Below are 14,374 nucleotides of genomic sequence, written 5' to 3'. Positions count from 1 at the left end.
TGGAGTGGGTTACTGATGAATACTGAAAATAATGTACTTAAAAAGATAAAACATAAACTAGTCGTCTCCAGTCAAGCCTTACCCGAAGAACCGCTGCATAGTCCGTTTATAATGGGAAGAATGGCTTATGCAGCATACTTGGGCGGTGCTTCAGGCATTCGGGCAAATAGCGTAGCGGATATTCAAGAAATTAAGAAAACAGTGGATCTACCTATCATTGGGATCATCAAAAGGGTATATGATGGTTCTGAAGTGTTCATTACACCAACCCTGAAGGAAGTAGATGAGCTTTACCGCGAAGGGGTAGATATCATTGCTATGGATGCGACAGACCGGACTCGTCCGGATGGATCAACCATCTCAGAACTATTTCCTCACATAAGAGAGACCTATAAAGATCAACTGTTTATGGCAGATTGCTCTACATTTGAAGAAGCTGCTAAAGCCGTTGAGCTGGGGTTTGATCTTGTGGGAACTACCTTAAGCGGATATACAGAATACACCAAAGAGCGGTCACTTCCAGATTTCGAGCTAGTTAAACAAATCGTAAGTAAATTCTCTGTGCCTGTGATAGCTGAAGGCGGTGTTTCCACTCCTGAAGAACTGAAGACAATGTTCGATCTAGGTGTTTATTCAGCAGTTGTCGGCTCAGCGATTACAAGACCAATGGAGATTACCAAAAGGTTTGTAAACGCTATTCAGTAGATTGCCGGAGAGGGTAGATAAGGATGAGAATTCTCGCTGTAGATATTGGCGGTACCAATACCAAGATGTGTATATGCGATAAACTTGGGAATGTTCATAACTTTAAGGAGTATGCAACTGAGAGCCACTTGGGAGGGCCGCATGTAATCTCAAGATTGCTTGATAAAATTGCAGAAAATGATGATTTTGATGCCATTGCTATAAGTACGGCCGGTCAAGTCAAGGCTGAAGAAGGAATTATAGTCTATGCTAACGAAAATATACCTAGCTATACAGGGATGAAGATTAAGGAAATTGTAACTAATCATTTTCATAAACCTGTTATGGTAGAGAACGATGTGAATTCAGCAGCATTAGGCGAGGCTCATTATGGTGCTGCCCAGAACTTTAACAATTTTTTATGCTTGACGTTTGGCACGGGCATTGGTGGTGCCATTGTATTGAACCGCCAAATCTATAAAGGAGCAGATGGGGTAGCGGCCGAATTTGGTCATATCCTGACACATCCATTGTCAGATGCGGTGGAGGGACTGCCTTTTTATGAGAAGTATGCTTCAACCACTGCTTTAGTCAAGATGGCTCAGCAGGCAGATCCCGAATGTACAGACGGAAAAGTCCTTTTTGATAAAATTCACAAAGGGGACGAAGCTCTGAAACAGATCTTGGATTCATGGGTAACTGAGGTGTCCGCGGGTTTAGCCTCAATTATTCATATTTTCAATCCATCCGCTATAATTATTGGGGGCGGTGTTATGGAGCAAGAAGATTTAGTTCAAAGGGTCGAGGAACGGACGAAGTCTTTAATTATGGAGAGTTTTGCGGGTGTAAGAATTGTTAAGGCCTCACTTGGGAATAAGGCAGGCTTGCTTGGCGCTTCCTCTTTATTCGCACATTAAATCATTGTAAAGGAGGGGCTTATTTGCGAACAATCAGTATTTTTTCTTCTATTCATTCCAAGTACAATAATTTGACGAATACGGAGAAGAAGGTAGCGGACTACGTCCTGGAGAACACGAGAAGTGTTGTCTATATGTCGATTACTGATCTTGCAGATGCGTGCGATGTAGGTGAATCAAGTATTTTTCGATTTTGCAAATCTTTAAGTTATAAAGGGTATCAAGAGTTCAAGATTGCACTCGCTCATAGTATCACTGTGGAGAATGAGATCCCGCAGCTTACGGATCAAATTCTAATGGACGACACTACTGAAGCTGTGGCTTCCAAAGTGCTGACCACAAATGTAAGTGCACTGAACGAGACCTATAATTTAATTGATATACAGAAGATCAATGAAGCTATTGATTATATGATAAACGCGGAACGAGTATCATTTTTTGGCGTAGGCTCTTCATTAATCACGGCGATGGAAGCCAAAATTAAATTTATGCGCATTACAAACAAAACGGAGTGTTTGATGGATTCACATCTTCAGATGATGTCTGCGGCGCTAATGTCTAACCGAGATGTAGCTGTAATCATTTCTTACTCCGGTTCAACGAAAGATAGTATCGAGGTTGCAAAAAAGGCGAAGGAACGAGGCGCTAAGGTGGTGTCCATTACGAGATTTGAAAAGTCACCTTTAACGTCGTATTCGGATCTTACCTTACTTTGTGGTGCTAATGAGGGTCCTCTGCAGGGCGGTTCATTATCTGCTAAGATCTCACAGCTCTATCTGCTGGATATTTTATATGTGGAATATTTCAAAAAGACTAGTGAGCAGTCCATTATCAATAAAGAAACAACAGCTGCAGCAGTTAGTGAGAAGCTCCTATAAGTGCGAGTTCAAAAAGTATGGTTTTCAACACCGAGAAGATTGGATGAAGGTAGAAACTGAGGAGCGGAGCGTAGTGGAAGCTACGTGAGCACCGGAAGTTTCGCCTGAATTCAATATTCGATGTCGAGTAAGCTTCTTGGGCTACTTCGTAATCAAAAGCGGACTTTTTGAACAACCTCTGTAAGATAATTGAGATGTGGGGAGAATCAGACATTATGATCTTAGGTTCATTGTCATCTTGGGAAGAGCATAGCAGATACGAGAATTCAGTCATTGTAGAGACTATTGAGGAATTGAAAGTCATCTTACAACACGAACCTGATCTTGGGCGAATCGAGATCCGCGGTAACGAGATATACGTTTCGATTATGGCGCTTGAGGCGAAGTCGCTAGAGGAACAGGTTGCTGAAAAGCATGAGGCTTATATTGATGTGCATTATCTGATCGAAGGTGAAGAAACGATCGGTTGGTCCCCTCTGCAAGAAGGGATCGAGGCTACTAAGCCTTACGATGCCGAAGCAGATTATGCGCTTTATCCTCCGTCATCCGATGAAATTTTGTTAACTTTGAAGCCGGGGATGTTCGCTGTCTTTTTCCCGCATGATGTACACAGACCTGGTATGGGTCAACCGGGCATGAAGATTAAGAAGGCTGTTATTAAGATACATGTAGGGTTATTAAGTTCATAGATTTTGTACAAGAGTGACAGACACATTCGATATTCTGAACGGTAAAAGTCAATAAAGCAGCGATTCTCCTTTTTATTGGAGGATCGCTGCTTTGCGTTTCGGTCATTTGCAGCTTGCTTCTGTAGATTATGGGCAGGTAAAAGCCAAATCGACTTCTAGCACTACTGAAGAAGTGAAACGGAAGCTCTGATAGATAATTAGGGAAAATCTCCGTAAAATTCTGCGATTTTTGCTTATTTGACTAATAATTAGGGGAAATCTCCCTCTAATTCAACTGATTCGTTGGTGAATATAGATATTACCACGATTTTTAGGGAGGAATTCCCTAATTACTCTCTACAAAGAATCCGTCCGATAATCAGGTTTCTCTAATTTTGTGACAACCACGTCTAATTTTACGTATAAACATTATAACGTTATATTTACTTAACGCGCTATTCGTGTTATTTTAAACATTATAATGTTATATGGAAAAAGGTGAGAACAATGGATGAAAGATACGTGCTCCGTCAGGTGAAACGAGTAAGCGGAGAAGAGATCGACATTGTAATCGAAAATGGCAAGATCGCTGAGATCACCCCGGCAGGTGAGGCGCATGGGGAGCAGGAGTGGGAAGGTTCAGGCGCGTACGTATCCAGTGGCTGGATCGATATGCATGTGCATGCCTTTCGCGAATTTGATCCGTATGGTGACGAGATCGATGAGATCGGTGTCCGGCAAGGGGTGACCACTCTAGTCGATGCCGGTAGCTGCGGGGCGGATCGGATAGGTGATCTGGCTCTGGACGCGTCTCAGGCTAAGACGAATGTACTGGCTTTCTTAAATATCTCGCGGATCGGACTGCTAAGAATTGATGAATTGTCCAACTTGGAATGGATTGATAAGGAGAAGATCCTGCAATCCGTCCGAACCTACGGGGAGATAATTGTGGGATTAAAGGCTAGGATCAGCAAAAGCGTTGTGGGTGCCAGCGGGATTGAACCACTGCGTATTGCACGAAGCCTTTCAATGGAGACGGGCCTGCCGTTAATGGTACATATCGGTTCAGCACCGCCAGATATCAGAGAGGTTATGCCCCTTTTGCAGCGTAAGGATATCGTGACCCATTATCTCAACGGAAAAGAGAATAATTTGTTTGCTGCGGATGGTCAGCCGCTTCAGGTACTGACTGAGGCCATTGAACGGGGAGTTCATCTGGATGTGGGGCATGGAACAGCAAGCTTCTCTTTTAAGGTAGCTGAGGATGCTAAACGTAATGGTATTGGATTGAATACGATTAGCACGGATATCTATCGAGTGAACCGATTGAAGGGACCTGTCTTTAGCATTTCTAATGTACTTTCCAAGTTTCTATGTTTGGGCTATGCTCTGGATGAGATTGTGGCAGCGGTTACTTCCAATGCGGCGGAATGGCTGGGCAGGCCGGAGCTGGGCCGAATTCAGGTGGGAGATCCTGCAAACTTGACTCTCTTCACCCTGCAGCATAAGTCTGCAGTGCTTGTGGATTCTGAAGGAGAAGAAAGAATGACGGATAAAGTAATCCATGCAAAAGGAGTGGTTATAGGTGGGGAATTCATTAAATGCGAAATACGGGCTTAAACGCGTAATCAATGCAAGCGGCAGAATGAGTATCTTGGGGGTGTCGGCTCCGTCTGACACAGTGATGGAGGCGATGAAGCAAGGCGGACAGAGTTATGTGGAAATAGCGGATCTGGTGGATAAAGCCGGAGATTACACGGCACGAATTCTCGGCGCTGAAGCAGCGCTTATCGTTAACTCAGCCTCCAGCGGTATTGCATTGTCCGTTGCGGCGCTAGTGACCCAAGGCAATCGGCGCCGCAGTGAACGTTTGCACCAAGAAGCCATTCCACGCAATGAAATCATCATTCTGAAGGGGCATAATGTACAGTACGGAGCTCCTGTGGAAACGATGGTCTATCTAGGTGGTGGGAAACTAATTGAGGTCGGTTATGCGAATGAAGGCCGGGCCGAGCATATAGAGGATGCCATTTGTGAGCAGACGGCTGCCATTCTGTACGTGAAGTCCCACCATGCAGTGCAGAAAAATATGTTATCCGTCGAAGAAGCATGGGAGATCGCAAACCGTAGGGGCATTCCACTAATCGTAGATGCAGCAGCGGAAGAAGATCTCTGTAAATATGTGAAATACTCTGACCTGGCGATTTATAGTGGTTCTAAAGCTATTGAAGGGCCTACATCCGGTATTATCGCCGGCAAACGTAATTATGTGGAATGGGTTAAGGTCCAATTGTATGGAATAGGACGCAGTATGAAGGTTGGTAAAGAAACTTCCTTTGGTCTGCTGCAAGCACTAGAGGAATACATGGTCAAGGAAGACAAGAGTGACACCGAGAAAGCGTCTTTGCAGGGATTAATGGTGTTGAATGATCTTCCGGGAATTCGTGTAACCATTGTGCAGGACGAGGCGGGCCGTGCCATCTATCGCGGTCGGGTTCAAGTTGATCCAAAGCAGGCTGGTATTACGGCGAAGGAATTGGTAGAGGGGTTGCAGCAAGGCGAGATTGCGATCTATACCCGCGATTATGGAGTGAAGCAGGGATATTTCGATATTGATCCACGGCCGCTTCTGGGGGATGATCTGCACGTGATTGTAGACAGCATTCATAAATTAATAGGGGGACAATAAGATGACGATTTCACAACGTTTTTATAAGGGCCGCACCGCATTAAATGTACTCGCTAAAGATATCGCTAATGCTAAAGAGATTTATGAAGCGGCGGAAGGTTATGTACTGGTCGGTGTGCTCTCTAAAGATTATAAGTCGGTAGAAGAAGCCGTAACAGCCATGAAGCAATATGGTCAAGAGATTGAAGATGCGGTATCCATTGGCTTAGGTGCAGGGGATAATCGCCAAGCGGCAATTGTGGCCGAGATTGCTAAGCATTATCCGGGTAGTCATATTAACCAGGCATTCCCGGTGGTTGGAGCTACACGCGCTAATCTTGGTGGGAAAGACAGTTGGATCAACAGCATGATCGCCCCTTCTGGTCACGCTGGTTATGTGAATATTTCTACAGGAGTCTTCAGCGCTGCGCAGAGTGAAGCGGCGATTGTACCTATAGCATCGGCAATTGCGCTTGTTCGGGATATGGGTGGTAATGCACTGAAGTATTTCCCGATGGAGGGATTAAGCCGTGAAGAGGAATACCGCTCTGTCGCTAAGGCCTGTGCTGAGGCAGGGTTCGCACTCGAACCAACCGGTGGAATTGATATGGACAATTTCGAGGAAATACTAGAGATTGCGCTTGAAGCAGGGGTGCCACAAGTGATTCCGCATGTCTACTCATCCATTATCGATAAAGAATCGGGCCAGACCCGGACCCAGGATGTGCGTGATTTGCTTGGAATTATGAAGAGGCTGACAGATAAATATGCCTAAACGAATCGGGGCATTCGGAGAAGTGATGATGCGTCTGCAGGTGCCGGGAGTTCAGCTGCTATCCCAGGGAAACAGCTTAAACTATTCATTCTCTGGTACCGGGGTTAATGTCAGCGCTGCACTGGCACGCTTCGGGCATGAAGGTTATTTGATTTCCCGTTTGCCGACTACTTCCTTGGGAGAGGCCGCCGCCGCGTATTTGCGGAAGCTGGGCATCTCTTCTAGCCTCGTTATACGAGGAGGAGAATATCTGGGCTTGTATTTCTTGGAGAACGGATTTGGTGCACGTCCAAGCAAGGTAACTTACAGCAATCGTCTGGAGAGTAGCTTCAATACGGCTCCTGAGGAAACTTATAATTATGAAGAGATTGCGCGAAGCCTGGATGTGATCCATTTCTGCGGCATTACGCTGGCTATGAACGATAGTGTACGTCATCATATGAAATCCTTGGCTAGAGCTGTCAAGCAGCAGGGTGGGACTGTGATCTTTGATTGCAACTATCGTCCGTCCTTGTGGGGACCGGAAGGCTATTCACAAGCGAAGCCGCATTACGAGGAGATGCTGCAGCTGGCCGATATCGTAATGATGAATGAGAAGGACGCAATCTTTATCTTGGGGATCAGCACTGAACAAGCTGAACGTGAAGAGCAGCTGATCGAACTGATTCCAGCAGTTGCGAAGCATTACGATATCTCGGTGATCGCAGGCACCCATCGCAGTATTCATGGCGACAACTCACATTCACTGCGTGGGTTTCTTTATAAGAATCAGAGCTTCTTCTTTTCGGATACGCTGAGATTTCTCGTCTATGATAGAATAGGGGCTGGAGATGCCTATACGAGCGGAATTGTGCATGGCGAGCTAACAGGATTTACACCTGAGCAGACAGTACGGTTTGCCGCTGCCGCTAGTATGTTAGCCCATACTGTCGAGGGCGACACTCCCATGGCTTCAGAAGCGGATATACTTCGAGCTATGACTCTATCCGTAGGCGATGTAGAAAGGTAGTGAACCTCTTGAGTTTGTCCCGAAAAGATAAGCCCTTATATATGCAAATTGCAAATATTATAAAGGATCGGATTCTACACGGAGTCTATCCTATTGGATTGAATATTCCTTCCGAGCCTCAGCTAGAGCAGGAATTCAATGTCAGCAAGATCACTGTACGCGGTGCCATTCAGGAGCTCGTCCAAGAAGGATTTCTGGAAAAGGGGAGCGGCAAGGGGACGAAGGTGATCCGTAATACCTCATCATCCAAGCTGTCCAAGTGGAAAAAATTCACGGAAATTCTAGTGGATGAAGGGCACCAAATTCGGAAGCAATGGCTGAAGGCGGAGCGAGTATATAATGAAGTCGAAAGCGAAGCCTTTCGTTTATTCGGCGAACGTTGTATACGCTTGGAACGCATATATAGTCTCAATGATATTCCATACGTTCATTACACGCATTATTTAGTAAATGGTATGGATGATTTGGATCTACTGGACTTAAATGCCCAGTCCTTGTATGAACTGCTTGAAGAGCGGAGCGTTTCCTTAGAGAAACTGCGTGATGAATTTTCCATTGCCGTTCCTCCGCCTGATGTAGAGGAGATATTGCTCCTTGATAAGAAGTGTCCCTTGCTGAAGCGAACTCGTTATTCTTATGATGAGCTGGGCAAGGTAACTGAGTATAGTGTAGGCTTTTACAATACAGAGCTGCAGAATTATGTAGTGAACTATGAGGTGTAGTTAAAACGACTCGTGATATCGCTTGGTCAATGATTCATTAGCAAGAAAACCATACGCAATCACATCTCCAACATAATGCAGAAATTGAAAGTTAAAGGCCGTTCACAAGCGGTTGTCGAGCTGATTAGGCTTGGGGAGCTAAAAGTGACGCATTTATACCTTCTCCACCTTTACGGGTGTGGGGAGGTTTTTTGTTGTAGAGGAAAACTAAAACCAAGCGATTGCTGTCCACTGATGGATGTTATCGCTTGGTTTAGTGTTTAAGATCGATATTCATGGTGTCAAAATCAACCTTGCATTTAGCTCTTATCATAAAATCAATACCAACAATTCCATCAAAGCCATAAGGCTCTTGTATCGAACCAAGCTGAATTGGTAAATCAGTCAAAGTAATAAGTTCAATGAGTATGTCAGGAATCTGCTGCTCATAGCAAATTTCGCTAGTCCCCCCAACCCCATACATTCGTTTTGCTCGTCCATTAATAAAATCAACATGGATGCCTATTACAGCTAATGCATCGGTATCAAAGACGGTTGCCGCACTCCTAAAAAAATTCTTCTATAACCTCAACGTCGTTTCTGCTCGTATGAAATACATACAACTCACGCGTCGGATGAAGCTTGTGTAGTTTTTTGTAGCCGCTACAAGCTTCTTGCGGATTATCGTATTCTTGAATGATCGATAAATAATGGAAGTTAATGTTATAATTTTAGTTATATGGTACTGTACGGTTGATAAGACCTACATAAATTTCTTATATCTGAATCAATACCATATAAGCGATTGTACCGAATGCTATGGATAATAGCATATTTCTTCGCCAGAGATGAAGCAACGCGACGATTGCGACGGATATTAGCTCCGGTAATCCGTGATTACCGGACAATACGTTAGTGTTCTTTAGGCTATAAATAACAAGGAGTCCAATCGTTGCTGATGGAAGAACTCTACCTAGGTATTGAATGTACTTTGGGGTTGGACGTCCCGGTGGGAAAATAATGAACGGAATAAAACGTGTCATCATCGTGCCTAGCACAACCATGGCAATTGTAATGATCTGCTGAAAAGTAGACATCGTCATGCGGTTTCACCTACCGGTTCCTGTTGTTTACGAGTGATCGTAAGTGCTGCAATAATTAGGATCATTGCGGGGATCATGAAGCTGTCACGTCCAAATATGATAAGGCACAGTATGGAGATAACAACGCCTACTAGAGCACTTCTATGGGTCGATCCACTCTTCCATTGCTCAATAAAGATAACAACGAATAGTGCTGTCATCACAAATTCGAGACCTTCCATATTCATGTGAAAAATCGATCCGAATACTCCCCCGATACAAGCGCCTACGACCCAATAGCAATGATTTAGCAGCGTGACGAAGAACATATACCAACCGCGATCCACTCCTTCAGGGATCTTCGCGGAATAATTGATGGTGAATGATTCATCACAGAGACCAAAAATCAAATAAAGCTTCTTCAGCCCCGTACCTTTAAACTTCTCCAGCATAGATATGCCATAAAATAGATGTCGTGCATTAACCATTAAAGCAAACAATAATGCACTTAATGGATGATAAGCACCTAATAACAAGTGAACCGTTAGAAATTCCACCGATCCAGCATAAATAAGCGAGCTCATTAGAAAGGTATAGATCACATGAAACCCTGATACATTCATGTAAATTCCGTAGGCGATCCCCAAAAATAAAAAAGCGGCAAGAATGGGAAAGGTAGCAGGAGCCGCGGTGCGGAATGCTACATAAAGTTTGTTATTGTTACGCATGTTACTTACAACCCCTTAGCTTATGTCCATGTCATTGTAGCAGTGCGAATCCATACAATCAACGGTATAATTGTATGGATTACAATTTTGTGGGAGGACAATATGCCGATCAATTCTTTTGTTAATTACCCGATGTCGTGGCGACCTGACAGACATACGCTGAAGCGTCCGATCTATCATTCCATAGCCTCATTACTTGAACAAGATATAGCTAGCGGTCTTTTGGTACCCGGAACGAAGCTTCCCCCTCAACGTGAGCTAGCGGATTTTTTAGATGTTAATTTCACAACAATTACACGCGCTTATAAGCTATGCGAAGCTAAAGGACTCATCTATGCTATTACAGGAAGTGGTACCTTTGTGGCAACGAATGCAACGCGCTCGATAGCAATATCGAAGGACAAAATTTCTCATGACTGTATTGATCTGGGGCTTGTTGCTTCGTTTGAGCAGAGTAACTCGATCGTAGCTCAGGTCGCAAGAAGGGTTATGCATAGAGGCAATATAGAGGAACTATTAAATTACAATGATCCTACAGGAATGCCACATCATAAACTGGCAGGCCTATCATGGATGCAAGCATTTGGAATACAGGCAAATATCAATAACATCGCAATTGCATCCGGTGGCCTGAATGCGTTGGTCATTACGTTATTTGCTCTCTTCGAACCTGGACAACGGATTGCCGTTGATGTATTCACCTATTCTAATTTTATTGAGCTTGCCCGAATGTATCGTATTCAGCTTGTTCCGATTCCAGGCGATGCCTCTGGAATGCTACCACAAGTGCTGGATAACCAGTGCCAGCTGCTGGATATACGTGGTATATTCCTGATGCCTTCTTGTACAAATCCTACAACCGTTATGATGACTGATGGGCGGAAGCGTGAAATTGCTAACGTTATCCAGAAACATAACTTGCTGCTCATAGAAGATGATATTCATGCGTTCTTAACGGCAGGTCATTTAGAAGAATACAAACAACCGATGTACTCATTGCTTCCTGATCAGACCATCTATATTAGCAGTACGACAAAATCTATTTGCTCTGGACTTAGGATCGCTTATATCGTATTTGGAGAGAAATTCAAAGAGAGAATTGAGCGGGCTATTTTCAATATTAATGTGAAGACATCCTCCCTAGATGCCGAGATTATTTCTGAGCTTATTGTATCGGGTAGTGCTGCTGAGATTGTCGCATATAAAAAAGAACTGGTCCAAGCTGCGAACAAGCTATTTTCGACATATTTTCCACAAACAGCAGCAGAAGGGCACCCCTTAAGTTTTTTTAAATGGATTCCCTTATCAGGATACCGTACAGCCGCTGAACTGGAGTCAGAACTGTTACAACAAGGCGTTCGAATATTCCATTCCGATTGGTTTCTTAGTGGTGCCAGCACACCGGACAAGTATGTACGTGTAGCCTTATCGTCGTCATCCTCATTGGATGAGCTGGACACTGGACTGAAGATTCTGAAGCAACATATGTCCTTAGACTAGGATATGTCTGAAAGCTCAGCTTACAGAGAGATTCTCTGTGGGCTGATTCGGATTTTTTGCATCTTAGTATGTGATAAATATAACTATTTAAATTTATGAATATACAAGCTGTGATGACTGATGTAAAATTACACTACCTGAAGCGTTCTGGAACAGCTTAAGGGCTTTTTGCATGCTCTTTTGCAGATTGCAAAGAATAGGGGCATGTCTACTATAGAAAGATTAATGGAGGTAGGAGAGTTTTATGAAGAAAAAAGCATTAAAAAGAATGTTGATGTTGTCGATGATGGTCGTTGTCGTCGCTGTACTTGCAGTAGGTTGTGGTTCAAAGAATAACACGAATACAGCATCGACAGAGGGTAACGCAGCAGAGGCCTCAAAAGAAGCTGTTACTTTGTCGCTTGGCTTACTGCCTTCGATTGATGCGATTCCTTTTGTAATTGCTCATGAGCAAGGTTTTGATAAGAAGCATGGAGTGAACCTAGATATCCAAACGTTCAAGAGTGCAAAAGACCGTGATGTCGCCTTTCAAGCAGGCAAGTTAGAGGGGATCAGTGCTGATTTGGTTGCAATTTCTATCTACAATGAAGCCGGGCTGGATGTGAAGATCACTAGCACAACTTTTGGTGAATTCGATTTATTGACTGGGAATGACGCCATCCAAGATGTGAAGGATCTGAAAGGCAAAACCGTCATTTTGTCCAAAAACACTTCCACACAATATACTGTGGCGATGATGCTGAAACAAGCGGGTTTAACGGAAGATGATATTACGGTAACTGAGGTTCCACAAATCCCTACCCGTTTAGAATTGCTTAAGAACAATAAGGCGGATGCAGCTATTTTACCTGAACCATTTGTAACTATGGGTAAAGCTTCAGGTTTGCGCGTGCTTAGCTCCACGCATACAGCGGGAGTGAATCCATTTGTACTGGCTTTCCCACAAACCGCTATTGATGCTAAGGCAGATGCGATTCGCAACATGTATGCTGCTTATGACGAGGCTGTAGCGTATATGAAATCTCATGATCAATCCGAATATATCGATCTTGTGATCAAAGAAGTTGGTTATCCAGAAACGTTGAAAGATGAGATCAAGGTACCTGATTATGTCCCTGCCAATCAAGTGGATGTGAAAGAAGTAGAAGCCGCATTTGCATGGGCACGGGAAAAAGGTTTGCTTAGCAAAAATATCTCGGCTGAAGATGTGATTTCTGATGTCCAATTCAAAAAATAAGGGACTCGTCATTAAGGGTCTTAAAGTAGAGTACAAGACAGGTCAACTGGCCTTAGGAAAGATGGATCTATCTTTACCGGAACATGGGATTTACACGATCATCGGACCCTCTGGCAGCGGAAAATCAACTTTATTACGGGCGATTGCGGGCTTGCTGCCAAGCTATATGGGGCAAATTCTTTTTAATGAAAAATCCGTGCATGATAAAGAAACTCTGATCGGCCTGGTACCGCAAAACTACGGGCTTCTTCCATGGAAGACTGTACATGATAATATTCAAATCGCGATGAAAATCTCGCATACTGCGAGCACTTCCAAGCAAGAACGGGAGAATCAGATTAATCAGTGGCTGTCATCGATGGGAATCTCTGATTTAGCTGATCGTTATCCTCTTTCTCTTAGTGGAGGACAGCAGCAAAGAGTGGCAATCGCCAGAGCGTTCGCCATTTTGCCCACTATTTTACTGCTGGACGAGCCATTCTCCGCACTGGATGCGATTACTAGGGAAACGCTACAGATTCTCTTTTTGGATAACTGGTTAGCGCATCCGGCGACTACCTTATTTGTTACCCATGATGTGGAAGAAGCTATTCTGCTGGGGCAGAAAATTATTGTTATGCCGTCTAATAAAAAAGAAGCTCCGGAAATGATCGATAATCAATTAGTGTTTCAGATGAAGCATGAAGATAAGCGGGACAGTGTAGATTTCTTTGAGCAGACTAAGCGAATCAGAAAGGTAATGCAGGAGATATGGTGAGAAAAAATCGGATTCATCACATAATAAGACTGTTGTTTGTGTTCTTTTGTATGAATGTGGTTTGGTATATTGCCTATTTGCTTATGAATCATTCGATTTTGCCGAGTCCATTCGCGGTATATAACGCTATGTTTCACTTAGGTGGTCAGGAGATTGCTTTAAATGTAGGGTATAGCTTGTTCAGAATTTTTGCAGGTGTAGTGCTGGCATTAATCATTGGACTGCTCATTGGTCTTCTGATGGGACGTTCGCTGACTTGGAATAAGCTGCTGGACCCTGTGGTCTACTTGACCTATCCTGTTCCCAAAATTGCCCTGCTTCCCGTTGTGATGCTGTTCTTCGGGCTTGGTGAAACGTCTAAAATCTTAATGATCATGCTGATTCTCTTGTTCCAGATTATTATCTCCGTTAGGGATGGTGTGAAGGCTATTCCTGAGAATACCTATGATGTCTTAACGAGTATAGGGGCAAGTACAGTGCAGAAATTCTGGCATGTGACACTGCCAGGTGCACTGTCGGTCATTCTGAGTACGATTCGTATTTCACTGGGAACAGCGATATCTGTACTCTTTTTCACTGAGATTTATGGAACTGAGCATGGCATGGGCTTCTTCATTATGGATGCTTGGTTAAGACTGGATTATCCGGAGATGTATGCGGGAATTATGCTGTTCAGCTTGGTGGGATTTGTCCTCTTCTTACTTGTTGATTATCTTGATTACAAGTTTATGAAGTGGCGGAATTAAATGTAGTTGGAGATATAACTATAG

General features: G+C 43.8%; 16 protein-coding genes and 1 pseudogene. 14 read left to right on the top strand and 3 right to left on the bottom strand.

The genetic code is table 11. The features are described 5' to 3' along the window. The first annotated feature begins 15 nt into the window (after positions 1 to 15). The 10 genes and pseudogenes from NST34_RS26350 to NST34_RS26305 all read left to right on the top strand — a co-directional run. On the top strand, positions 16 to 705 hold the full coding sequence (locus NST34_RS26350; protein WP_341129080.1) for an N-acetylmannosamine-6-phosphate 2-epimerase: 690 nt from the start codon (positions 16 to 18) through the stop codon (positions 703 to 705). 23 nt (positions 706 to 728) lie between these two features. Further along, positions 729 to 1,601, top strand: coding sequence for an ROK family protein (locus tag NST34_RS26345; protein WP_341129079.1), 873 nt, complete (start codon positions 729 to 731; stop codon positions 1,599 to 1,601). Between the two features lie 23 nt (positions 1,602 to 1,624). Further along, positions 1,625 to 2,479, top strand: a complete 855-nt coding sequence (locus NST34_RS26340; RefSeq protein ID WP_042191367.1) for a MurR/RpiR family transcriptional regulator — start codon at positions 1,625 to 1,627, stop codon at positions 2,477 to 2,479. A 215-nt stretch (positions 2,480 to 2,694) separates the two neighbouring features. Continuing rightward, positions 2,695 to 3,168, top strand: a complete 474-nt coding sequence (locus tag NST34_RS26335) for a YhcH/YjgK/YiaL family protein (RefSeq protein ID WP_341129078.1) — start codon at positions 2,695 to 2,697, stop codon at positions 3,166 to 3,168. Between the two features lie 486 nt (positions 3,169 to 3,654). Continuing rightward, complete coding sequence (locus tag NST34_RS26330) at positions 3,655 to 4,767, top strand: amidohydrolase/deacetylase family metallohydrolase (RefSeq protein WP_341059619.1); 1,113 nt, start codon at positions 3,655 to 3,657, stop codon at positions 4,765 to 4,767. Beyond that, complete coding sequence (locus tag NST34_RS26325; protein ID WP_341059621.1) at positions 4,733 to 5,836, top strand: DgaE family pyridoxal phosphate-dependent ammonia lyase; 1,104 nt, start codon at positions 4,733 to 4,735, stop codon at positions 5,834 to 5,836. Before NST34_RS26330 ends, NST34_RS26325 begins: the two co-directional genes overlap by 35 nt. 1 nt (position 5,837) lies before the next feature. Next, positions 5,838 to 6,590 (top strand): 2-dehydro-3-deoxy-phosphogluconate aldolase, encoded by a 753-nt coding sequence (dagF, locus tag NST34_RS26320; RefSeq protein WP_042191361.1) that lies wholly within the window; start codon positions 5,838 to 5,840, stop codon positions 6,588 to 6,590. After that, complete coding sequence (locus NST34_RS26315; protein ID WP_042191359.1) at positions 6,583 to 7,599, top strand: sugar kinase; 1,017 nt, start codon at positions 6,583 to 6,585, stop codon at positions 7,597 to 7,599. The genes dagF and NST34_RS26315 overlap by 8 nt, the downstream gene beginning before the upstream one ends. Positions 7,600 to 7,607: 8 nt before the next feature. Then, positions 7,608 to 8,321 (top strand): GntR family transcriptional regulator, encoded by a 714-nt coding sequence (locus tag NST34_RS26310; protein ID WP_341129077.1) that lies wholly within the window; start codon positions 7,608 to 7,610, stop codon positions 8,319 to 8,321. Positions 8,322 to 8,323: 2 nt separating this feature from the next. Then, positions 8,324 to 8,468, top strand: a pseudogene (locus NST34_RS26305) (LuxR C-terminal-related transcriptional regulator); the annotation flags it as partial. A 106-nt stretch (positions 8,469 to 8,574) separates the two neighbouring features. Here NST34_RS26305 and NST34_RS26300 read toward each other — a convergent pair. The 3 genes from NST34_RS26300 to NST34_RS26290 form a co-directional block, all read right to left on the bottom strand. Further along, positions 8,575 to 8,784 carry a hypothetical protein gene (locus tag NST34_RS26300; RefSeq protein WP_081383030.1) on the bottom strand — a complete coding sequence of 70 codons (210 nt, stop codon included), beginning with the start codon at positions 8,782 to 8,784 and terminating at the stop codon, positions 8,575 to 8,577. A 292-nt stretch (positions 8,785 to 9,076) separates the two neighbouring features. After that, positions 9,077 to 9,403, bottom strand: a complete 327-nt coding sequence (locus NST34_RS26295) for a branched-chain amino acid transporter permease (protein ID WP_042191355.1) — start codon at positions 9,401 to 9,403, stop codon at positions 9,077 to 9,079. Continuing rightward, on the bottom strand, positions 9,400 to 10,110 hold the full coding sequence (locus NST34_RS26290) for an AzlC family ABC transporter permease (protein ID WP_076286038.1): 711 nt from the start codon (positions 10,108 to 10,110) through the stop codon (positions 9,400 to 9,402). The genes NST34_RS26295 and NST34_RS26290 overlap by 4 nt, the downstream gene beginning before the upstream one ends. A gap of 102 nt (positions 10,111 to 10,212) precedes the next feature. Between NST34_RS26290 and NST34_RS26285 the strand changes: the two genes are divergently transcribed. The 4 genes from NST34_RS26285 to NST34_RS26270 all read left to right on the top strand — a co-directional run bounded on the left by NST34_RS26285 (position 10,213) and on the right by NST34_RS26270 (position 14,350). Further along, complete coding sequence (locus NST34_RS26285) at positions 10,213 to 11,610, top strand: aminotransferase-like domain-containing protein (protein ID WP_076300456.1); 1,398 nt, start codon at positions 10,213 to 10,215, stop codon at positions 11,608 to 11,610. Between the two features lie 244 nt (positions 11,611 to 11,854). Next, the gene (locus NST34_RS26280; protein ID WP_339243355.1) at positions 11,855 to 12,847 is read left to right on the top strand and encodes an ABC transporter substrate-binding protein; all 993 of its coding nucleotides are present in this window, start codon (positions 11,855 to 11,857) and stop codon (positions 12,845 to 12,847) included. Beyond that, positions 12,828 to 13,604 (top strand): ABC transporter ATP-binding protein, encoded by a 777-nt coding sequence (locus NST34_RS26275; RefSeq protein WP_341129076.1) that lies wholly within the window; start codon positions 12,828 to 12,830, stop codon positions 13,602 to 13,604. The genes NST34_RS26280 and NST34_RS26275 overlap by 20 nt, the downstream gene beginning before the upstream one ends. After that, positions 13,598 to 14,350, top strand: coding sequence for an ABC transporter permease (locus NST34_RS26270; RefSeq protein WP_042191349.1), 753 nt, complete (start codon positions 13,598 to 13,600; stop codon positions 14,348 to 14,350). The genes NST34_RS26275 and NST34_RS26270 overlap by 7 nt, the downstream gene beginning before the upstream one ends. Positions 14,351 to 14,374 lie beyond the last annotated feature (24 nt).

The organism is Paenibacillus sp. FSL H7-0714 (assembly GCF_038003765.1).
Classification (GTDB): Bacteria; Bacillota; Bacilli; order Paenibacillales; family Paenibacillaceae; genus Paenibacillus_AQ.
The sequence above is the reverse complement of the archived record's forward strand: the minus strand, read 5'-3'. Positions and strand labels throughout refer to the sequence as shown.